The sequence below is a fragment of the Novosphingobium profundi genome, from assembly GCF_018491765.1.
Taxonomy (GTDB): Bacteria; Pseudomonadota; Alphaproteobacteria; order Sphingomonadales; family Sphingomonadaceae; genus Novosphingobium; species Novosphingobium profundi.
The window spans coordinates 26,372-46,328 of sequence record NZ_JABWCU010000022.1 but is presented as its reverse complement, the minus strand read 5'-3'; the positions used below and the strand labels follow the sequence as shown (position 1 = coordinate 46,328).

Sequence of the window (19,957 nt, the reverse complement as noted above, 5' to 3'; positions counted from 1 at the left end):
GTAGTGCACACCATAATGACTCGTGACATATCCTCGCTCCCGGCCCGACCGGAATTGAAGCCGATCCAGGTCGGTCCGGTGCGGATCGACTGCCCCGTCGTGCTCGCGCCGATGACGGGGGTCTCGGACCTGCCGTTCCGCAAGATGGTGCGCGGCTTCGGCTCCGGACTCAACGTGACCGAGATGATCGCCAGCCCCGCCGCGATCCGCGAGACCCGCGTGTCGGTGCAGAAGGCGATGTGGGACCCGTGCGAGGACCCGGTCTCGATGCAGCTCGTGGGCTGCGAGCCCGAGCAGATGGGCGAGGCCGCCAAGCTGGTCGAAGACCGTGGTGCCGCGATCATCGACATCAACATGGGCTGCCCGGTGCGCAAGGTCGTCAATGGCGATGCGGGATCGGCGCTGATGCGTGACCTGCCGCTCGCCACGCGGTTGATCGAGGCCACCGTCAAGGCGGTCAAGGTTCCGGTCACCGTCAAGATGCGCATGGGCTGGTGCCATGACAGCCTGAACGCGCCTGAACTGGCGCGCATCGCGCAGGATCTCGGCGCGCAGATGATCACCGTCCATGGGCGGACGCGTAACCAGATGTACAAGGGCGAAGCCGACTGGGGGTTCGTGCGCAAGGTCAAGGACGCGGTCTCGATCCCGGTCATCGTCAATGGCGACATCTGCGGGATCGGGGACGCTGCGCAGGCGCTCGAGCAGTCGGGCGCGGATGGCCTGATGGTTGGGCGCGGCGCTTACGGCAAGCCCTGGGTGCTCTCGCAGATCATGCAGTGGTGGCGCGGCGACGAGGTGGCGGCCGATCCCGATTTCGGTGCGCAATACGAAATCATTCGTGAGCACTACGAGGCGATGCTCTCGCACTATGGCGACGATACCGGCGTGAAGATGGCGCGCAAGCACCTGGGCTGGTACGTGAAGGGCATCAAGGGCTCGGCCGAGTTCCGCAACCGCGCCAACTTCATCGACGATCCCAAGGAAGTGCTGAGCGCGCTGGCCGAATTCTATGCGCCGTTTCGCATCACCCAGGCGGCATGAACCCCTTCGCGAAGCTGGCCTCTCCCGACGCCATCCGGGTGCTGGCGAGCCTTCCGCAGGCCGTGGTCCTGCTCGAACCGGGCCAGCGCATCGCCTCGGTCAATCCTGCGGCTGAGCAGTTCTTCGGACAGTCCCTGCGGCGTCTCACGGGCGTCGATCTCACCTCGGTCCTCGACGTGATCAGTCCCCATGTGCTCGAGCGCTTCGGCGACCACGAGACACCGGTTTCGGTGCGCGAACTGGCCGTGAACGTGAAGGGTATGGGCGCGCGCAGGGTCGATCTCAACGTGGCGCCGGTCGCGGATACGCCGGGCTGGCAGATCCTGACGATCCATGACCACACGACGACTGATGCCCTCGGCGACGATTCGGGAGGTGTTGATGCGGCGGCCTTGCGTGGGCCGGAAATCATGGCGCACGAGATAAAGAACCCGCTTGCGGGCATTCGCGGCGCGGCGCAACTGCTCGCGCGCAAGGTCGACGACAAGGACCGGGCGCTGACCGACCTGATCACGGGCGAAGTCGACCGTGTGGCCGCGCTGATCGGCCGGATGCAGGACCTCAGCCGCCGAACGGCACCTGCGCTGGTGCCCTGCAACTTGCACGAAGCCGCACGCCGGGCGATCGACGTCCTTCTGGCGGCCAAGGCGAACTGTCAGGGGGCTTTCACGATCCGCGAGGAATTCGACCCCTCGCTCCCGCCCGTTTTGGGCAGTCCCGATGCGCTCGTGCAGGTCATCATCAATCTGCTGTCCAACGCGATGGAGGCGAGCAGTGTCCAGGCCAGCCCGCGCGTGATGGTGCGCACGCGCTTTGCCAGCGGCCTGCAATTGTTCACCACCGAGGACGGCGCGCCCTTGCGGCTTCCGGTTGAGCTGCGCGTCACCGACAACGGGGAGGGCGTCGCTCCCAACTTGCGCGAGCACATCTTCGAGCCCTTCGTCACCAGCAAGAAGACGGGGCAGGGGCTCGGCCTGCCACTGGTGCGCAAGCTGGTGCGCGAGATGAACGGGCGCGTGACGCACGAGCGCGACGAAGACCAAGGATTGACGCATTTCCGCGTCCATCTTCCGCTCGCGTCCGACACCCAGAAGATGGCGCGGGGAGAGAAGCCAAGGTGATCGAAGTACTGTTGGTCGAGGACGATGCATCGATCGCCATCGTCATCAACGCCGCGCTCGAGGCGGAAGGCGCGCGCGTCACGCACGTCCATTCGCTGACGGAGCGCGACCGCCTCCTGGGCAACCAGACCTTCGACGCGCTCGTTACCGACGTGATGCTTCCGGATGGCGACGGGATCGAGACGCTCGAGCAAGTGCGCGCGCGTTATCCGGCCATGCCCATCGTTATTCTGTCGGCCCAGAACACGCTCGATACGGCGGTGCGCGCGACGGAAACGGGCGCCTTCGAGTATTTTCCCAAGCCCTTCGACATCGACGAACTGGCGCGCACGGTGTGCAAGGCGGCCGGAGGCAAGGGCTCGGGCCTGAATGCGAACGAGGAGGAAGAGGTCGTTGGCGACGGTCTTCCGCTCGTGGGACGCAGCCTGGCCATGCAGTCGGTTTTCCGGATGATCACCCGGGTTTTGCGCAATGACCTGACCGTGCTGATCCTGGGTGAATCCGGGACCGGCAAGGAGCTGGTCGCCGAGGCCATCCACCAGCTCGGCAACCGTCGCGGCGGTCCGTTCATCGCGGTCAACACGGCCGCCATTCCGGCCGAGCTCATCGAGAGCGAGCTGTTCGGTCACGAGAAGGGCGCGTTCACCGGGGCCGTTGCCCGCCATGTCGGCAAGTTCGAACAGGCGGCCGGAGGGACACTCTTCCTCGACGAGATCGGTGACATGCCCATGCAGGCGCAGACGCGCCTGTTGCGCGCGCTTCAATTGGGCACGATCCGGCGCGTGGGCGGGCAGGAGGAAGTGCGTCTCGACGTGCGGATCGTGGCGGCAACCAACAAGGCGCTTGAACCCGAGATCGCCGCCGGCCGCTTCCGCGAAGACCTCTACTACCGCCTCAACGTCGTGCCTATCCACATGCCGCCCTTGCGGGAGCGCTGCGATGACGTTGAAGTGTTGGCCCGGCACTTCCTCCAGCAGGCCACGAGCGAGGGACTACCGCGACGCCAGCTGACCGAGCAGGCCTCGCAGTTGCTGGCGCGCCAGGCGTGGCCCGGCAATGTGCGCGAACTCAAGAATTTCATGTACCGCCTCGCGCTCCTGGCCCGCGAGGACATGATCGACGTCCAGACCATCCTCCCCATGCTCAAGCCGGAAGGTCCGGCTCCGGCGGAAGGTTCGGCCGGGGGCGGAGATATCGAATCGGCCGTGGCGGACTGGTTGGCGCGCGAGCAGCCGGCTACGGGCACGATCTACGCGTCGGCGCTGGCTGCGCTCGAACGTCCGCTTTTCGCGACGATCCTTCGCGAGACCGCCGGTAACCAGTTGCGTGCGGCCCAGGCACTTGGCATCAATCGCAATACCTTGCGCAAACGTTTGAGCGAACTGGCCCTGGATCCGGAGGAGTTCGCGCGGCGTTAAAGATCGGTGGTAGGAACATCCGCCATACTGCAAGCGTCCCAGCGTTAGACGCTTAACCTTGCAATTCGGCCTTGCGCCGAAGCAACAGTAGTGTTGTATAGGTGCAACGATGACTGCGACACCTGCGAAGAGAAACACTTGGCCCCGATGGTGGCGGCGATTCCAGATCGCCGCCCGTCGTGCCAACATCTTCGCTGTGATTGCCGCACTTTGCGTGCTGGCCTTCGTGGTGATGAGCTCGATCACCTGGATCAGTGTCAATTCGGGCGGTGACACCCGGATGCCCTTGCCCGCCAACCTGACCGCCACGCTGCTGGTTGGCATGCTGGTTCCGGCGATGGCTCTCATAGTCCTGCTCGGGCGCTACATCGCCTTGCAGAAGGCGGCGGAAAGCATCGGTGGCACCGGGCAGATGCATGTGCGCCTCGTGTTCATCTTCTCGCTCATTTCGGCCATCCCCACGCTGCTGGTGGTGATCTTCGCGTCCTGGCTGTTCCAATCGGGTGTCGAATTCTGGTTCTCGGACAACTCGCGCGGCCTTCTTGAGAACGCCAACAAGCTCGCACGCGGCTACTACGAACAGACCGTGCGCGACGTGGGCTACGAATCGGTGGCCATGGCGCAGGATTCGCGCACCACGCTCGAGCAGTATCCGGTCGTCAGCCCAACGTTCCAGAAATTCCTTGCGGCCCAGGTCCTGCGCCGGAACCTGCACGTTGCGGCCATCATCCAGATCGACTCGAGCGGCGAGCAGCGCACCCCGATCATCGTCGATCCAGACAACAAGTCTGAGAACAACCGGCTCAGCTCCGACATGCTCGAACGGCTCGACAAGGGCGAACCCTATGTCGCCGAATCCAAGGACAACCGGATCGTTGCGGCGGCACCGATCGAGCGCAAGGCCGGCATCTACCTTTTGGTGGCCCGTACCTCCGACCTCGTTTCGCTGAGCCAGGGCCAGCGTGCCGAGAATATCGTGCGCGCCTACGAGATGCTGACAAGCCGTGCGCGTGTCATGCAGCTGCGCTTCAACGTCGCGCTGTTCGTGGTGGCCCTGGTCCTCGTGGGCCTCTCGGTCTGGTTCGGCCTTCGTTTCGCCGACAGGCAGGTGCAGCCGCTCTACGAACTCGTCGAGGCGGCGCGCCGGGTGGGGGCGGGCAATTATGCTCTCCAGCTCGAAGGACGGACCGGTGCCGACGAGATCGGTCTGCTCAACCGTGCCTTCAACCGGATGACGGCGCAGATCGACAAGCAGACGCAGGCCTTGCTCGGCGCGAACCGCCAGCTCCACGAGCGCCGCCTGTTCATAGAGACGGTCCTTGAATCGGTCACCTCGGGCATCATCTCGCTCGACGAGCGCGGTTGCATCCTGCTGATGAACAGTTCCGCGCTCAAGCTCACCAATCAGGTCGAAGTTCCCGAGGGCATGCCGATCGGCGAACTCGCGCCGGCGATTGCCGATCTGATCGAGAGCGATGAACGCAGCGGCATCGTCCAGTTCAGTCGTGCCGGCGAACTGCTCACGCTTGCGGTCAAGACCTCGCGCGATGCAACCGGGCACGTCATCACCTTCGAGGACATTACCCGCCAGCTCGTCGACCAGCGCACGGCGGCCTGGTCGGACGTCGCGCGGCGCATCGCGCACGAGATCAAGAACCCCCTGACGCCGATCCAGCTTGCCACTGAGCGCCTGAGCCGGCGGTACCGCAAGCAGATCATCGACAATCCCGAACTGTTCGAGGATCTGACCGCCACGATCATCCGCCAGGTCGGCGACCTGCGTCGTATGGTCGATGAATTTTCCTCTTTTGCCCGCCTGCCCAAGCCCGTTTTCCGGGTCGAGGATCCCGTCGCACTTACGCGCCAGGCGCTGTTCCTCCAGGAAGTCGCCCGGCCCGACGTGGCCTTTGCGTTCTCGGCCGAAGACGAAATCGGCACCATCGATTGCGATCGCCACCAGTTCGGCCAGGCCATGACCAATGTTCTCAAGAACGCGGTGGAAGCGATCGAGACCAAGGCCCGTGATGCCGACGAAAGTTACAAGGGGCGTATCTCGGTGGAAGTCCGTTCGCTCGAGGATTCGGTTCAGGTGCGCATCAGCGATAATGGCATAGGCCTTTCGCAGACGCGTGAGCGGATCATCGAGCCTTACGTGACGACGCGCGAGAAGGGGACTGGGCTCGGGCTCGCCATCGTCAACAAGATCGTCGAGGAACACGGCGGCGACATGACCTTTTCTCCAGCGGAAGGTGGCGGGACGAGTGTGACGATGCGTTTCGCGACCGATCCGCTGCTGCGGCAACGCAAGTCGGAGGCGGCCGAATGATGGCCCGCCCTCCCGACCGCAACGTTGCCGTAAACCCGCCCCGTGAATTTCAAGACAAGAACAAGAAGAAGACAAGGCCATGGCACTCGAAATCCTGATCGTCGATGATGAGCGCGATATCCGCGAGCTCGTCGCCGGGGTCCTGAGCGACGAAGGCTACGAATGCCGCACGGCGGGCGACAGCACCGCCGCGCTCGAGGAAATCGACAAGCGCCGTCCCTCGCTGGTGCTGCTCGACGTCTGGCTGCACGGCAGCCGTCTCGACGGGCTCGAGGTGCTCGATGCGATCAAGGCGCGCGAACCCGAGCTTCCGGTCATCATCTTTTCGGGCCACGGCAACATCGATACCGCGGTGGCGGCGATCGGGCGCGGCGCGGTCGACTTCATCGAGAAGCCCTTCGAGGCCGAGCGTCTGATCCATCTCGTCGGCAAGGCGACCGAGACCGAGCGGCTGCGCCGCGAGAACGCGCAATTGCGCCAGGACTTCTCGACCGGGGAGGAGTTCACCGGCTCGAGCGGCTCGATCAACCAGGTGCGCGCGACACTCAAGCGCGTCGCCAACACCGGCAGCCGCCTGCTGATCACGGGGCCTGCCGGCTCGGGCAAGGAAGTCGCCGCAAGACTGCTCCACGCCTGGAGCCCGCGCGCCGACAAGGCTTTCGTCAGCGTCAATTCGGCACGTATCACACCCGAGCGCTTCGAGCAGGAGCTGTTCGGCGAGGAAGCGGAAGGCGCGCTGGTGCGCCCGGGCCTTCTCGAATCGGCCGATGGTGGCACGCTCTACCTTGACGAAGTGGCCGACATGCCGCTCTCGACCCAGGCCCGCATCCTTCGCGTCCTGACCGACCAGGCGTTCGTGCGCGTGGGTGGCACGCGCCAGATTCGCGTCGATGTCCGTGTGGTGTCGTCGACCTCGCGCGATCTCGAAAAGGAAATCGCCGAGCGCCGCTTCCGGGAGGACTTGTTCTACCGCCTCAACGTGGTGCCGGTCGCAATCCCGGCCTTGCGCGAGCGGCGCGACGACATTCCCGCGCTGGTCGATCATTTCTTCGCCCGCTACGCCAACGAGCAGGGTGTCGCACCGCCCCAGGTCGCCAGCGAAGCGATGACCGCGCTCCAGGCGTACGAATGGCCCGGCAACGTGCGCCAGTTGCGCAACGTGGTTGAGCGCACCGTGATCATGGCTCCGCGCGAAAAGCTCGGCCGGATCGAGCCGGACATGTTGCCCCCGGAAATCTTCAATAGCCGTGCGGGCGCTGAAGGCGGCGTCGCCGTGATGATGAGCGCGCCTTTGCGCGAAGCCCGTGAGAGCTTCGAGCGCGAGTATCTGCGGGTCCAGATACGGCGGTTTTCCGGCAATATTTCCAAGACCGCCTCGTTCATCGGCATGGAGCGTTCGGCGCTCCACCGCAAGCTCAAGCTGCTCGGCATGTCCGAGCGCAAGGAGGACGATGGCACCGGCGAAGGCGATACGTAACCGGCCTGACACAACTTTCGGATTTACTGCATTGCAGCAAGCGGGTAATTTCGATTCGCTTACGGCATGATCCGGGGATCGGCATGCCAGATCGCGGACCGCATCAGCGGCCGCCAAAAAGAAGGAGAATACAATGGCAGGTCGAACGCTCACTGCGCGACCCAAGGCGAGTGCTCCTGCGGAGCCCGCAGAATCCAAGCCCGCAGCGGCACCGGCGCAAGCCGTGGCAGCGGCCGGTAAGGGGCAAAATCTTCAGGACCAGTTCCTCAACCTGTTGCGCAAGAACAAGACCCCGGTGACCATGTTCCTGGTCAAGGGCGTCAAGCTGCAGGGCATCGTGACCTGGTTCGACAACTTCTCGATTCTGTTGCGCCGCGACGGCCAGTCGCAGCTGGTCTACAAGCACGCGATCTCCACGATCATGCCTTCGACCCCGGTCGATGCCGCGCAGTTCAACAGCGGTGAGGGCTCGAAGAAGACCCGCGCCCTGCAGGACGTTTTCCTTTCCAGCATCCGCAGCGCCGGTGTGCAGGTGACGATGTTCCTGATCAACGGCGTCATGCTCCAGGGCCGCGTTGCCGCCTACGACCTGTTCTGCATGCTGCTCGAGCGCGAAGGCTACGTGCAGCTTGCCTACAAGCACGCGGTTTCGACGATCCAGCCGGTGACCCCGGTTGATCTGCAGAGCCACGAAGAAGCAGAAGACTGATTCCAGCTTGGACGACGATCTGAAGGGAGAGGTCACGCGCGGCGCGCGTGCCCTCGTCGTTTATCCGCACATGCGCGGTAACCGGGGCAGCGCCGAGCTGGACCCGGAAGCCCGTCTCGAAGAAGCCAAGGGCCTCGCACTCGCGATCGGGCTCGAGATCGTCGATGGCCTGATCATTCCGGTCCGAGAGCCACGCGCGGCTACCTTGCTGGGCGAAGGGCAGATCGAGAACATCTCGGTCGCCTGTACGCTCAACGAGGCCGAACTCGTGGTCGTGGACGGATCGCTCACCGCGATCCAGCAGCGCAACCTCGAGGAAAAGCTCAAGCGCAAGGTCATCGACCGCACGGGCCTGATCCTCGAAATCTTCGGCGAGCGCGCGGCGACCGCCGAAGGGCGCCTGCAGGTCGAACTGGCCCACCTCGATTACCAGGCCGGCCGGCTCGTGCGCAGCTGGACCCACCTCGAGCGCCAGCGCGGCGGCTTCGGCTTCCTTGGTGGTCCGGGCGAGACCCAGATCGAGGCCGACCGGCGCATGATCCGCGACCGGATGAGCCGCATCCGCCGCGAGCTCGAACAGGTTCGCCGCACACGCGGCCTTCACCGCGATCGCCGCGAAAAGGCGCCCTGGCCGGTCATCGCGCTGGTGGGCTACACCAACGCGGGCAAGTCGACCCTGTTCAACCGCTTGACCGGTGCCGACGTGATGGCCGAGGACCTGCTCTTCGCCACGCTCGACCCGACGATGCGCGCGGTGCGCCTGCCCGGCGTCGAGAAGGCGATCCTGTCCGACACCGTGGGCTTCATCTCGGACCTCCCGACCCAGCTTGTCGCGGCCTTCCGCGCCACGCTGGAAGAAGTCAACGCGGCCGACGTGATCCTTCACGTGCGCGACATCGCCAATCCCGACACCGAGACGCAAAAGAAGCAGGTGCTGGCCGTTCTTGCCGATCTTGGCGTGATCCCGCGCGATGACGATGCGGGCGAGGAACCGCCCGAGGAGGCCCCGATCCCGATCATCGAGGTCTGGAACAAGTGGGACCTGCTATCGCCGCGCCAGGTCGAGGACTTGCGCGAAGTCATTGCGCACCGCTCCGACGAGACGATCATCCCGCTTTCGGCCATCACCGGGGAAGGGTGTGACGAACTGCTCGAAATCGTTGGCCACGGCCTTAACGCCGATGCCAAGGTCTACAGTTTCGTGATCCCGGCCGCCGACGGACAGCGCCTTGCTTTCCTGCACGCGCGCGGCGAAGTCCTGAAGGAGGAGGACGCGGGCGAAGGCGAACAGGGCCCGATGATCCGGATCGAGGTCCGGCTTGCCGAGCGCGAACTAGGCCGTTTTCGCGCGCTCTGAGACTTTGACCGCCTGCCAGAGCGCTTCCTGCGCATCGAGATCGAGCGTGGCGAAAACGTCGCCGCGCTCGGTTGCGAGCGCTTCCATGCCGCGAAAACGCCGCTCGAACTTGGCATTGGCCGCGCGCAGGGCGTCCTCGGGGGCAATGCCGTTGAGGCGCACGAGGTTGACCGTGGCGAAGAGCAGGTCGCCCGCTTCCTCGAGTTTGTGCTGCGTCGTTTCGGCTTCGTCGAGCTCGGCGAGTTCCTCACGCACCTTGGCTTCGGCTCCGCGCGGGTCGGCCCAGTCGAAGCCGACGCGCGAGGCGCGCTTCTGGAGCTTTTCGGCGCGCATAAGCGCGGGCAGGGCGGCGGCGACGCCATCGACGGCGCTCGTTTCGCCCTTGGCCGCACGTTCCTTGGCCTTGAGCTTCTCCCAGCGCTCGGTCTGCCCGCTTTCCCCGTCGCCTTCGCCGAAGATATGCGGATGGCGCGCCTCCAGCTTGTCACTGATCGCCGCGGCCACGTCGGCAAAGGCGAAGGCGCCCTGCTCCTGCGCCATGCGGGCGTGGAAGACGACTTGCAGCAGCAGGTCGCCCAGTTCCTCGCGCAGGGCCTTGAGGTCCTCGCGTTCGATCGCGTCGGCGACTTCGTAGGCCTCCTCGATCGTGTAGGGCGCGATCGAGGCGAAGTCCTGAGCGCGATCCCATTCGCACCCGTTCACCGGATCGCGCAAGGTGGCCATGATCGCGAGCAGGCGGTCGAGCTGGGAATGCGGGGCGGGAGCGTGCATGGCTGTCCTTCGCTAGACAGGAATTTGGGGGAGCGGTGTCGCTCCCCCTTTAGCCGTCAGAACAGTTCGGCGTCCATCGCCATGATGGTCTGGGGCCCGGCCTCGACTTGCGCGGCAAGGGCGTGGACCTGGGGCAACATGCGCGCGAAGAAGAACCTGGCCACGGCGTGCTTGCGGATGGCGAGCGGGCTTTCTTCGCCTTGTGTCGCGAGCACCATGCGCAGCCACATCCAGCCCAGCGCGACGAGAGCCAGCATACGCAGCGTGTCGGTGGCGGCAGCGCCGAGCGCCTCGACATCGTTCTTGCGTGCGAGCAGGTCGGTCGCGATCCGGCGCAGTGGAACGAGCGCGTCGGCGAGCTGGGCCGCCAACGGACTGGCCGCGCCTTTGGCGATATCGGCCTCGACGAGCGCGAGGAAGCGGTCCAGCAGTGCGCCGCCTTCCATCGGCAACTTGCGTGCAACGAGGTCCATCGCCTGGACACCGTTGGTTCCCTCGTAGATCTGGGTGATGCGCGCATCGCGCACGAACTGTTCCATGCCCCATTCGTGGATGTAGCCGTGACCGCCGAAGACCTGCTGTGAAAGCACGGCGGTCTCGAAGCCCATGTCGGTGAAGGCCGCCTTGATGACGGGTGTCATCAGCAGGACCATGCCGTTCGCCTCGGCCTGCGCGGCGGGATCGGGGTGGCGCGCGGCGATGTCCATCTGCATCGCGGTCCAGACCGCCAGCGCACGCGCAGCGTCGATGAAGGCGCGGCCCTGGAGCAACATCTTGCGCACGTCGGCATGCTCGATGATCGGTACGGGGGCACGGGTGTTGTCGGCCGAGCGGCCCTGCAAGCGCTCGCGCGCGTACGTCGCGGCCTTCTGGTGCGCGGCCTCGGCGATGCCCAGGCCCTGGATGCCGACGAAGAGGCGTTCGTTGTTCATCATCGTGAACATCGCGTTGAGCCCGCGGCCGGGCTCGCCCACTAGCCAGCCGATGGCCTCGTCGTAGTTCATCACGCAAGTCGGCTGTGCGTGGATGCCCATCTTGTGCTCGAGCGCGCCGACCGACATCGTGTTGCGCGCGCCGAGGCCCCCGTCCTCGCCCGGCAGGAACTTGGGGACGAGGAACATCGAGATCCCCTTCACGCCGGCCGGTGCGTCGGGAAGGCGCGCCAGGACGAGGTGGACGATGTTGTTGCCGAAGTCCTGGTCGCCCGAGGAAATGAAGATCTTGGTGCCGCTGACCTTGAACGAGCCGTCTCCGACCGGTTCGGCGCGCGCACGCAGCAGGCCAAGGTCGGTGCCCGCGTTCGATTCGGTGAGCGCCATCGCGCCGCAGCTCTCGCCGGTGATGAGACCGGGCAGCCACCTGGCCTTGAGTTCCTCGCTCCCGTGGTGCTCGAGCGCTTCGGCCGCGCCGCTGGTGAGGCCAGGAAACAGCCCGAAGGAGACGTTGGCCGCGCAGACCATCTCGTCGAGCAGGATCTGCAGCGTGCGCGGCAGGCCCTGGCCGCCGAAATCGGGATTGCCCGAAAGGCCGACCCATCCCGCTTCGACGAAGTCCTTGTAGGCCTGCGGGAAACCTTCGGGCGTGGTGACCTTTCCATCGGCGAGGCTCGCGCCCTGCTCGTCGCCGGAGAGGTTGAGCGGGGCGAGCTTGTCGGCGGCGAAGCGGCCGGCTTCGGTGAGCACTTCGCCCGCGAATTCGGCGGTCACGTCCTCGCAGCCCGGAAGCGTGGCGATGTGGGCGTCGAAATCAAGGACCTGCGTCAGCAGGAAGCGCATGTCGTCGACTGGGGGGGTGAACGAAGTCATCAGGCAAGATCCTTTTCCCGGGGAAGGCCTCAACCTCCCGTCATTGCGGGTTCTATGTATCAAACAGTTGTTACAATCAAGGTTCGCATGTTCGAAATCGAGGCGCAAGGCCACTTGCGCTTCATCACCTGAAGCAAATTGCGTCCCGTTATGATCGCTGGTCGGATAACCCATCGCGGCCTGATGTCTTTCGCCGCAGGCCCAACGGATCACACCAGGCATAGCAAGGGGAGTAATATGCATGCAATTTGATCGAAGGTCCGCAATTTTTGCTGGGATTGGTGCGTCTACTGCGGCATTTTTGCATGCAAATTCGCAGGTCCGGGCTGCGGATCGGGCAGGTGGGCTCGATCTGGCATCGCCCGAAGGCAGGTTGCGCGCATTCATGATGCTACGCGCCGCGCTCGACGACAAGCTCACGATGAGCTGGGTTTCAGCGCGCTATTACGGTGTCGTCGAAGCGCGCATGGATCCACTCTTCGCAGTGGTTTCGGCCGTGTTCTCGCGCTGCCGTCGGCTCGCGGACGGGACATACGAGGTGGTCAACGCCGAAGTCGCCTGGTTCACCGATCCGGTGACCGGCAAGGCCCTCGAGACCTATCGCAATCCCTATACCGGTGAGGATGTCACAGTGCCGATCGGCGGCTACGCACCGTCGAAACTGCGCTTCGGGTCGGACATGGAACTGCACCTGGCCAAGCCCGTGCCCGGACTGAGGATGGAACACGAAGTGCTTCCCTTCGACGTGCGCGGTGATGACCTGTGGATCACCGAGCGCACGCGGACAGAGGCCACGATCCCGGGGGTGGACAAGCCGTTCCGCTATTCGGAAAGCAATACCTTCCACGCCAGTCGCAAAGCCATGGAAGCGCGCGGGGCGACGCGCGTACCCGTCCAGGTCAGCTTTACCAACGTGTGTTCGTGGCGGCCCTGGATGAAGATGGGCGATCGACCGGGGCACCTCACCGCGACGGGCGTGGGTGGCCACAACGCGAGCTGGGACGAGATGCCGCCGGCCTGGATCGAGGCGACCCGCGAGCGGCGCCCGGAAATCCTCAAGCACCCCGAGGCGCTGATCGCGCCCTTGTGGAACGCCTGATCTTAGACAGGATCGGATGAACGAAAGGGGCGCGCGCAGGATCTTGCGGGCGCCCCTTTCGTCATGGTTAGGGTCTCAACCGGACAGCGAGCGCAAGTACTCGGGAATGTCCATGCGCGGCTTGGTCCAGCCCTCGCGATCGAAGATCTGGGGCGTCAGCTTCTCGAGCGAGGCCCGCGCGGGAGCCGGGATCTCGTCGAACGACGCAAGCTTGGCGCCGATGGCCCGCCCGACGGTGCGCCCGGGATGGCTCCCCATGCCCAGCCAGGGGTGCCAGGCGGCCATGTTCTGGAACTGGGTTACCGCGGGGGCCTGGCTCAAACTGTCGTCGAAGGCGTCGGCGGTGGTGCACATCACGCTCGACATCGTGTCCCAGTACGACATCGGCCCGGCCCAGAGCTTGGGGTACTTGTCCTTAGGGATCGGGTTGGGGATCGCCATGTCGGCCGAGGCGTTCAGGAAGAACGTGTCGCCCACCGCCTCCATGACGGCCGGCTTGGGCGTAAGCTCGGCGCCGCTCGCCTTGATCCCGTCGGGGCCGGTGGTCACCGTGAACGGGCCGCCGAGGAATTGCCAGACCTTGCGCTGTTCACCGGTGACGGGATTGGTCCAGACCTCGAGCGGTTCGTCGGTGCCGAACTTGCAATAGGCACCGCATTCGAAAGTACGGGCCTCGTACTCGTTGTTCGCCAGTGGGCGCCATTCGTTCACGCTGAGATGGTTCATCGTGAAGAAGGGCACGAGATTGCCGTCTCCCAGGAAGCCGTAGATGTGCAGGCGATAGAACACCGGCACGGTCTCGGCTGCGCACGAGCCACGCACGCGCGCCTGTACCCGCGCGCGAATGGCGGGATCGCGCAGGCGTTCGGCGACTTCCTCGGGCGAGAGGACCGTGCGGGGCCGGGGTGCCGGTGCGGCAAAGGCCGGAGCCGATGCCAGGAGCGAGGCGGCGAGCGGGGCTGCCGCGATCAGTTTGCGGCGCGAGATATCGAGATCCATCTTGTCATCCTCCCGTATGGAGCCTGGCGGGGGAGCCCCGTACTCCCTCAGTCCACGGCCTTTCCCTGACGTCACTTGCCGCTCGGCACCGGCTTGCCCGCAGCGGCGAGGCCTCGGATCAGCGTGTTGACTAGGTAGCTGTTGTCCCACTCCTGCGGGCTCTCGGCCGTGGGGCGGGGGGGATTTTCGCCCATGCGCAGCACGATGAGGTCGTTGGCGGGCGAGATGTCGACGATCTGGTCGGAATTTCCGTCGAACAGGTAGAGGTCGGGATCGAGGTAGGGTTCGCTGTGGAGGACCTGGGGACCGGGCGCCCCCGGTGCTCCAAACCCGCGGCGCTTCTGGTAGGGTGAGCCGACCCAGACGCCGAGGCCGAAGTGCGGGTTCTGCGGCGTTCCCGTGTGCATCTGCGTGACATAGCCTTCGGGAAGAAGGCGCTTGCCGTGCCACGCGCCATCGTGTAGGAGCAGCACGCCCAGGCGCAGGAAGGTCTCGGCAGGCAGCGTCATGCAACATCCCGAATGCGCAAGGCCGCCCTCACGGCCGTCCCAGAAGGCACCACCAAGGGCACCGATCGGCTTGAACACCTCGTCCGAAACGAACTGCGCATAGCGCCTTCCGGTGGCACGTTCGATCACTTCGGCTACGAGGTCGGCCGGGGCATTGGCGTAGGCGTAGACGCTGCCCGGTTCGGCGACCATCGGATAGTCGGCGATGATATGGTGCCCGAAATCGGGCGAGAGGAAGCCCAGGTTCAGCGGGCTATCCGCCTCGGTCGTGAAGGTCTGCTGCTGCATGCCCGAACGCATGTCGAGCAAGTGGCGGACATGGATCCGTCCCTTCTGCGTTCCCTTGAGCTCGGGAATGAAGTCCGAGATCGGCTGATCCAGCGACGCGATCTTGCCGAGCGCGATCGCACGCCCGACCGCGATGGCGGAAAGCGGCTTGGAGAGTGATTTGGAAACCAGTTCGCTGGTCCGCCCGGTTCCGTCACCATACCACTCGAGCGCGATCTTCCCCTTGTGCCAGACGATCAGCGCCGAACTGTTCATTCGGCGGGCATAGTCTTGAACGGCCTGGAGGCTGGATGGCGAGAACGCGGGTTTCGCCGTTGCGGCCAGAGGTCGCCAATCCGCAGCTCCGGCGACGCGTTCCATCGGGTCATAGACGAACTTGCTGTAGTCGCTGGCGTAGACGGAGAGACGCTCGCGATAGACGGGGTCGTCGGTGCCGGTTACTGTCGGTGTAGTTTGTGCGCGGACCGCGCCGGGCAGGGCCAGCAAGGCCATGACCATGGCGATCCTGGCGACGACTTCGGATTTCACGATCTTCATCGCGGATTCCCCCTCGCAATGTGTAATGTTCCAAGCTGGAAGCTGGAATTGCATACAATTTCTGCCATGCCTTGCGGTAAATGCTGCGACGTGCATTTTTTCATGATCGACAGTCGGATAGCTGGATGCGGATCATCCCGCGCTTGTACTGCAGGCTAGTACCTGTCCAGCGTTGGATCAAAATTCAACGACGGCTGAAATCGGTCTGTTTAAGCCATCTTTGCCGAGGGTTGTCCGACAGGCGGGCAGGGTACGGCACAGGCTCGCGCAAGTGCGGCATTATTGTCGATCTTGCATGCAATCGAGAGCCGAGTAGAGTGGCTCCAAGAAATATATCAAGGGGTGATGAAAATGCGGCGACTTTTCCGAACGACGTCCTTGCGCATCTTGGCGGCCACACCGATCCTGGCCTCGCTGGGAGGCGTTCTCGCACATCCGGCAGCCGCGCAAATGCAGGCCCCCAAGCTCGACCCTTCGACGTGCGTGACGCCGCCGTTCTATTCCGGTCCCGCACCGTTCAAGTCGGTCGAAACGTTGCCCGACCAACGCGTGACCTTCCGGGTATGTGCGCCCGACGCGCACGAGGTTCTGCTCACGAGCAGCGACATCATGACGGTCATTCCCATGGGCTTCCCGCCCGGCACGCCCCGAGGCCTGAAAATGACCAAGGATGCGACCGGTCTCTGGTCGGTCACGACGCCCAAGCCGGTGGCTGCGGACGTCTATCGCTTCGCATTCCAGGTCGACGGAGTGAAGACCCCCGATCCCCTCGGCAAGACCTTCTCCGAGGAACTGAAGGGCACCAATTCGACCTTCGAGGTCAAGGGCCGCGAAGGCGCGTTCCAGAGCTGGAGCAAGGATGTGCCGCATGGCACGGTGGCAACGCTGGACTATTGGTCCTCTTCGCTCGGGATCCAGCGCCGCGCGCACGTCTACACGCCGCCTGGCTACATGAAGGATGGCAGGACTTATCCGGTGCTCTATCTCGTGCACGGTGCTGGCGACAGCGACGACAGCTGGACCAGCGTCGGACACGCGCAGAATATTCTCGACAACCTGATTGCGGCGGGCAAGGCCGTGCCGATGATCGTGGTCATGCCCGACGGTCATACCCCGATGCGCGACGGGGTGATGACGCTCGACAATCCGGATTTCGGCAACGATCTCATCAAGGACCTGATCCCTTACATCGATGGCCATTACCGCACCGTGGCGAAGCCCGATATGCGCGCGATGGCAGGTCTTTCGATGGGCGGTTCGCACACTTTGCGCAATGGCCTGACGCATCCCGACCTGTTCCACTGGATCGGCGTCTTCTCGATGGGCCTGTCGGCCGGGAGTGATTTCAACGGCGTCGAGACCTATGCCGCGAAGTACGACGCGCCGCTGCGCCAGGATGCGCAGGCGCTCAAGCTGCTCTACTTTGCCATCGGAAAGGACGATTTCCTCTATCCGACTTCGGCGCCGACGCGGGGCCTCTTCGACAAGTATGGCATAAAGTACGTTTACAACGAGTCCACCGGTGGACACGAATGGATCAACTGGCGGCGTTATCTGGAAGATTTCGCCCCGCGCCTGTTCCAGTCTAAGTAAGGCGAGGAGGCGACATCTCATGCGAAAGCTAATCGCACTCTTGGCGCTCGGCTGCCTCGTGTCGGGTCCCGTGCCCAGTGCCCTTGGGAAGACGGCACCTTCCATGCTGGGTCTCGACCCGGTCGGCACCACGGCATCGGGTGTGCGCGTACTTGCGCCCGAAGCGGTGTGGCCCGCAGGTGCACCGCTGGACAGGAATTGGCCCGGGCTGATCGACCAACCGGTCCACGAGGAACTGCGCGACAACGGTGAAAGCCTCTGGAACGTGACCGAGCCCGCCTACCAGGCCTTCTTGCCTGCGGCGGGGAAGGCGACAGGGGCGGCGGTCATCGTGGCCCCGGGCGGGGGATTCCGGCTGCTGGCGATCCACCATGAAGGTACGCAGGTGGCGCAGTGGCTGGCCGAACATGGGATTGCCGCCTTCGTGCTCAAGTACCGCCTGATCCAGACGCCTTCGGGCGAGAGCAACGAGGCTATGCGTCAGCGGGCGAATTCCACGCTGAAACCCGGTGTCGGCGGCGAACCGGGTGTGACCGACGGACTGGAAGCGCTGCGGCGGATTCGTGAGCACGCCAGGGACTACGCGATCGATCCCGCGCGGATCGGGGTCGTCGGCTTTTCAGCCGGGGGCCACGTCGCGGGCATGATGGCCCTGGCGGACAAGGCAGCTCGTCCCGACTTCGCAGGGCTGATCTACGGCTTTCCGTTCGGCCAGCCCATGCCCGCGCTTCCACCTGCCAATCTTCCCTATCCCGAGGGGACGCCCAAAGAGCCCTGGCTTCGCCCCGCGCCGACGCCCGCGCCGGGACGATTGCCCCCACTGTTCCTCGCCATGGCCCAGGACGATCTGCTTGTCGGTTCGGGCTTCCATGGATTCCAGCAGGCCTTGAGCGAGGCTGGCTACGCGCCCGAAACGCATCTCTACGAGCGGGGCAAGCATGGTTTCGGGATGAAGAAGAGTGGTGGGACGGCCGACCACTGGATCGAGGAATTCGCCTGGTGGATCGAGGCCGAGGGCTTCACCAAGCCGCGCTGACGCGCGCGATGAGACGAGCTGGGGGACGACGCAGGGATGCTGTTTGAAACGATGACGGGCGCGGTTTCGCGCCGTGCCGCGCTCGGCGGGCTTGCCGGGATCGGGGCGGGCCTTGCGGCTGCACCCGGGTTCGCCGCGGCTTCGCCGACTCCGCGTGCCTCAATGCGCCCGCTGGACGTGACGGACGCGCGCGACAACCTTTACGGTTTCGCCAAGATGTGGGGCACGATCGGGGACAAGGCGGTGATCTCCGCCTACCACGGCACCCAGTACGCCATCGTCGGCAAGACGCGCGCGCAGCCGCTGTTCAACTTCTGCGGTTTCGGCAACATCCGCAATGTGATCCAGCCCGACGGCTCGGTGAAGGTCATGGGCAAGGAGTGCAGCGTCTTCACCGACCTGCACACCGGCGAGGTGCTCGACACCTGGGATAACCCCTGGATCGGTGAGCGCGTGAAGGTCTATCCCTTCTACAACGATGCCTTCCGGGGTAGCCTGGGCCTTACCCGCAAGGTCTACGAAGTGAATGGCAGCAAGACGGTGAACAATGCCACCGGAGACGGAGCCGCCAGCACCGGGGCAGAGCCGTTTCGCCTGCCGTGGCAGAAGTTCGGCGACCAGTATCTGCTGAGCTGGGACTATGCGCACGAATACGAGAACCCGGTGACCAAGGCTGGATGGCCCAAGGCGAGCACGGGGCGTTGGGTCAACCCGTCCGAGCACTTCACGATCTACACCCCGATAGCCGAGATCGACGACCGTTCGGTTGCTTCGGCGCGTTACCACGCCGGTTTCATGCGCCAGGGCCCCTGGTGGCCGTGGATGATGATGGGTGAAAGCGGGGTCGACGGCGTACTCATGGGGCGCATGCACAGCTACAAGATCACCGGTACCGTCGAGGACATTCTTCCAGCGGTGCGCGAGCGGGTCGAGCGTGATCGCCCCGATCTCTTCGAAGAGCCGACCGACGGGCCCGATCTGGGCGTGGTCGATACCTGGGGGCGCTACGCCAAGGACGTACCTCCCGAAGTTGCGGGATATGTGCGCCAGGCCTGATGGGCTGGGCCGAATTGCGAAGGAACGCAGGATGAAGACTTGGCTGATCACGGGCGCCAACCGGGGCATCGGGCTCGAATATGTGCGCCAGTTGGCGGGCAGGGAGCAAGTGCGCGTTATTGCCACCACGCGCGATCCCGCGAGTTCTGCGGCGCTGCAGGAGCTTGCCGCGCGCCATCCGGGCTGCGTCGACGTCAAGGCACTCGACGTGGCCGATCCCGCGTCGATCGACCACCTTGTCGACGACCTCGAAGGTGAAACCCTCGATGTTCTCGTCAACAACGCGGGCCTCTTTGGCGGGAGCTGGGCAAGCGATGCCGGGCGCCAGTCGCTCGAGGCGATGGACTATGCCTTGTGGGAAGATATCCTGCGGGTGAACACGATCGCGCCGTTCCGCCTGACCGTGGCCCTGCGCGCGAACCTGCTGCGCGCCGCGCATCCCCTCGTCGTCATGATGGGGTCGGACCTGGGTTCGATCGCGGCCAATGCTATTGGCCAGAGTTACGCCTATCGGTCCAGCAAGGCCGCCCTCAACATGGTTATGAAGGGATTGTCGGTTGAACTGGGGGCCCAGGGCATCACCGTGGTCTCGATGGCGCCGGGCTGGACGCAGACGGACCTGGGAGGAAGCGCGGCGACCTGGCCGGTCGAGAGCAGCGTGGAAAACCAGCTCAAGGTGATTGCGGGGCTGGGCTCGAAGGACAACGGTCGCTTCGTTAATCTGCTGGGTGAAGACGTTGCCTGGTAGGAGAATCTTCCGACAGTCGGATAACGCCTCCGTTTGACGGTGCGCGCGACGATCGAAAGACGAT

The 19,957-nt window shown here is 64.7% G+C and carries 16 protein-coding genes; 12 read left to right on the top strand and 4 right to left on the bottom strand.

Features of this window, described 5'->3' with window-relative positions; translation table 11 throughout:
* Positions 1–15: 15 nt before the first annotated feature.
* The 7 genes from dusB (at position 16) to hflX (ending at position 9,452) form a co-directional block, all read left to right on the top strand.
* Positions 16–1,044, top strand: a complete 1,029-nt coding sequence (dusB, locus tag HT136_RS21890) for a tRNA dihydrouridine synthase DusB (RefSeq protein ID WP_246544110.1) — start codon at positions 16–18, stop codon at positions 1,042–1,044.
* Positions 1,041–2,165, top strand: coding sequence for a two-component system sensor histidine kinase NtrB (locus HT136_RS21885; RefSeq protein ID WP_214201988.1), 1,125 nt, complete (start codon positions 1,041–1,043; stop codon positions 2,163–2,165). Before dusB ends, HT136_RS21885 begins: the two co-directional genes overlap by 4 nt.
* Positions 2,165–3,583 carry a sigma-54-dependent transcriptional regulator gene (locus tag HT136_RS21880; protein ID WP_214202033.1) on the top strand — a complete coding sequence of 473 codons (1,419 nt, stop codon included), beginning with the start codon at positions 2,165–2,167 and terminating at the stop codon, positions 3,581–3,583. Before HT136_RS21885 ends, HT136_RS21880 begins: the two co-directional genes overlap by 1 nt.
* A 109-nt stretch (positions 3,584–3,692) precedes the next feature.
* Positions 3,693–5,909 carry a sensor histidine kinase gene (locus HT136_RS21875; protein ID WP_214201987.1) on the top strand — a complete coding sequence of 739 codons (2,217 nt, stop codon included), beginning with the start codon at positions 3,693–3,695 and terminating at the stop codon, positions 5,907–5,909.
* Positions 5,910–5,988: 79 nt separating this feature from the next.
* Positions 5,989–7,386 (top strand): nitrogen assimilation response regulator NtrX, encoded by a 1,398-nt coding sequence (gene ntrX / locus HT136_RS21870; RefSeq protein WP_214201986.1) that lies wholly within the window; start codon positions 5,989–5,991, stop codon positions 7,384–7,386.
* Positions 7,387–7,519: 133 nt separating this feature from the next.
* On the top strand, positions 7,520–8,095 hold the full coding sequence (gene hfq / locus HT136_RS21865) for an RNA chaperone Hfq (protein WP_214201985.1): 576 nt from the start codon (positions 7,520–7,522) through the stop codon (positions 8,093–8,095).
* A gap of 7 nt (positions 8,096–8,102) precedes the next feature.
* Positions 8,103–9,452: a GTPase HflX gene (gene hflX / locus HT136_RS21860; protein ID WP_214201984.1), complete on the top strand. Its 1,350-nt coding sequence runs from the start codon at positions 8,103–8,105 to the stop codon at positions 9,450–9,452.
* Here hflX and mazG read toward each other — a convergent pair.
* Together mazG and HT136_RS21850 are read right to left on the bottom strand one after the other, a co-directional pair.
* Positions 9,429–10,223, bottom strand: a complete 795-nt coding sequence (mazG, locus tag HT136_RS21855) for a nucleoside triphosphate pyrophosphohydrolase (RefSeq protein ID WP_214201983.1) — start codon at positions 10,221–10,223, stop codon at positions 9,429–9,431. The two genes, hflX and mazG, sit on opposite strands and share 24 nt — an antisense overlap.
* A gap of 56 nt (positions 10,224–10,279) precedes the next feature.
* Positions 10,280–12,028: an acyl-CoA dehydrogenase C-terminal domain-containing protein gene (locus HT136_RS21850; protein WP_214201982.1), complete on the bottom strand. Its 1,749-nt coding sequence runs from the start codon at positions 12,026–12,028 to the stop codon at positions 10,280–10,282.
* Positions 12,029–12,413: 385 nt separating this feature from the next.
* Here HT136_RS21850 and HT136_RS21845 point away from each other — a divergent pair, with 385 nt between their 5' ends.
* Positions 12,414–13,127 (top strand): DUF1838 family protein, encoded by a 714-nt coding sequence (locus HT136_RS21845; RefSeq protein ID WP_214201981.1) that lies wholly within the window; start codon positions 12,414–12,416, stop codon positions 13,125–13,127.
* Positions 13,128–13,202: 75 nt separating this feature from the next.
* On the opposite strand, the gene HT136_RS21840 is transcribed toward HT136_RS21845, so the two are convergent.
* Positions 13,203–14,126 carry a DUF1838 family protein gene (locus HT136_RS21840; protein WP_214201980.1) on the bottom strand — a complete coding sequence of 308 codons (924 nt, stop codon included), beginning with the start codon at positions 14,124–14,126 and terminating at the stop codon, positions 13,203–13,205.
* Positions 14,127–14,197: 71 nt separating this feature from the next.
* A complete protein-coding gene (locus HT136_RS21835) occupies positions 14,198–15,460 on the bottom strand; it encodes a serine hydrolase domain-containing protein (protein WP_214201979.1) in 1,263 nt (420 codons plus the stop codon).
* 351 nt (positions 15,461–15,811) lie between these two features.
* Between HT136_RS21835 and HT136_RS21830 the strand changes: the two genes are divergently transcribed.
* The 4 genes from HT136_RS21830 to HT136_RS21815 are packed head-to-tail and all read left to right on the top strand — an operon-like array spanning position 15,812 to position 19,893.
* Positions 15,812–17,053 carry an alpha/beta hydrolase-fold protein gene (locus tag HT136_RS21830; protein WP_214201978.1) on the top strand — a complete coding sequence of 414 codons (1,242 nt, stop codon included), beginning with the start codon at positions 15,812–15,814 and terminating at the stop codon, positions 17,051–17,053.
* 19 nt (positions 17,054–17,072) lie between these two features.
* Positions 17,073–18,089 carry an alpha/beta hydrolase gene (locus HT136_RS21825; RefSeq protein ID WP_214201977.1) on the top strand — a complete coding sequence of 339 codons (1,017 nt, stop codon included), beginning with the start codon at positions 17,073–17,075 and terminating at the stop codon, positions 18,087–18,089.
* A 36-nt stretch (positions 18,090–18,125) separates the two neighbouring features.
* Complete coding sequence (locus tag HT136_RS21820; RefSeq protein ID WP_214201976.1) at positions 18,126–19,145, top strand: DUF1838 family protein; 1,020 nt, start codon at positions 18,126–18,128, stop codon at positions 19,143–19,145.
* Positions 19,146–19,176: 31 nt separating this feature from the next.
* A complete protein-coding gene (locus tag HT136_RS21815; RefSeq protein WP_214201975.1) occupies positions 19,177–19,893 on the top strand; it encodes an SDR family oxidoreductase in 717 nt (238 codons plus the stop codon).
* Positions 19,894–19,957 lie beyond the last annotated feature (64 nt).

Bases quoted from the DNA above. Each gene is read 5' to 3' on its own strand.
- HT136_RS21815 (WP_214201975.1), top strand. From the start codon at position 19,177: ATGAAGACTTGGCTGATCACGGGCGCCAACCGGGGCATCGGGCTCGAA.
- hfq (WP_214201985.1), top strand. From the start codon at position 7,520: ATGGCAGGTCGAACGCTCACTGCGCGACCCAAGGCGAGTGCTCCTGCG.
- HT136_RS21845 (WP_214201981.1), top strand. From the start codon at position 12,414: ATGATGCTACGCGCCGCGCTCGACGACAAGCTCACGATGAGCTGGGTT.
- HT136_RS21835 (WP_214201979.1), bottom strand. From the start codon at position 15,460: ATGAAGATCGTGAAATCCGAAGTCGTCGCCAGGATCGCCATGGTCATG.
- dusB (WP_246544110.1), top strand. From the start codon at position 16: ATGACTCGTGACATATCCTCGCTCCCGGCCCGACCGGAATTGAAGCCG.
- HT136_RS21875 (WP_214201987.1), top strand. From the start codon at position 3,693: ATGACTGCGACACCTGCGAAGAGAAACACTTGGCCCCGATGGTGGCGG.
- ntrX (WP_214201986.1), top strand. From the start codon at position 5,989: ATGGCACTCGAAATCCTGATCGTCGATGATGAGCGCGATATCCGCGAG.
- HT136_RS21840 (WP_214201980.1), bottom strand. From the start codon at position 14,126: ATGGATCTCGATATCTCGCGCCGCAAACTGATCGCGGCAGCCCCGCTC.
- mazG (WP_214201983.1), bottom strand. From the start codon at position 10,223: ATGCACGCTCCCGCCCCGCATTCCCAGCTCGACCGCCTGCTCGCGATC.
- HT136_RS21830 (WP_214201978.1), top strand. From the start codon at position 15,812: ATGCGGCGACTTTTCCGAACGACGTCCTTGCGCATCTTGGCGGCCACA.
- HT136_RS21850 (WP_214201982.1), bottom strand. From the start codon at position 12,028: ATGACTTCGTTCACCCCCCCAGTCGACGACATGCGCTTCCTGCTGACG.
- HT136_RS21885 (WP_214201988.1), top strand. From the start codon at position 1,041: ATGAACCCCTTCGCGAAGCTGGCCTCTCCCGACGCCATCCGGGTGCTG.
- HT136_RS21820 (WP_214201976.1), top strand. From the start codon at position 18,126: ATGCTGTTTGAAACGATGACGGGCGCGGTTTCGCGCCGTGCCGCGCTC.
- HT136_RS21825 (WP_214201977.1), top strand. From the start codon at position 17,073: ATGCGAAAGCTAATCGCACTCTTGGCGCTCGGCTGCCTCGTGTCGGGT.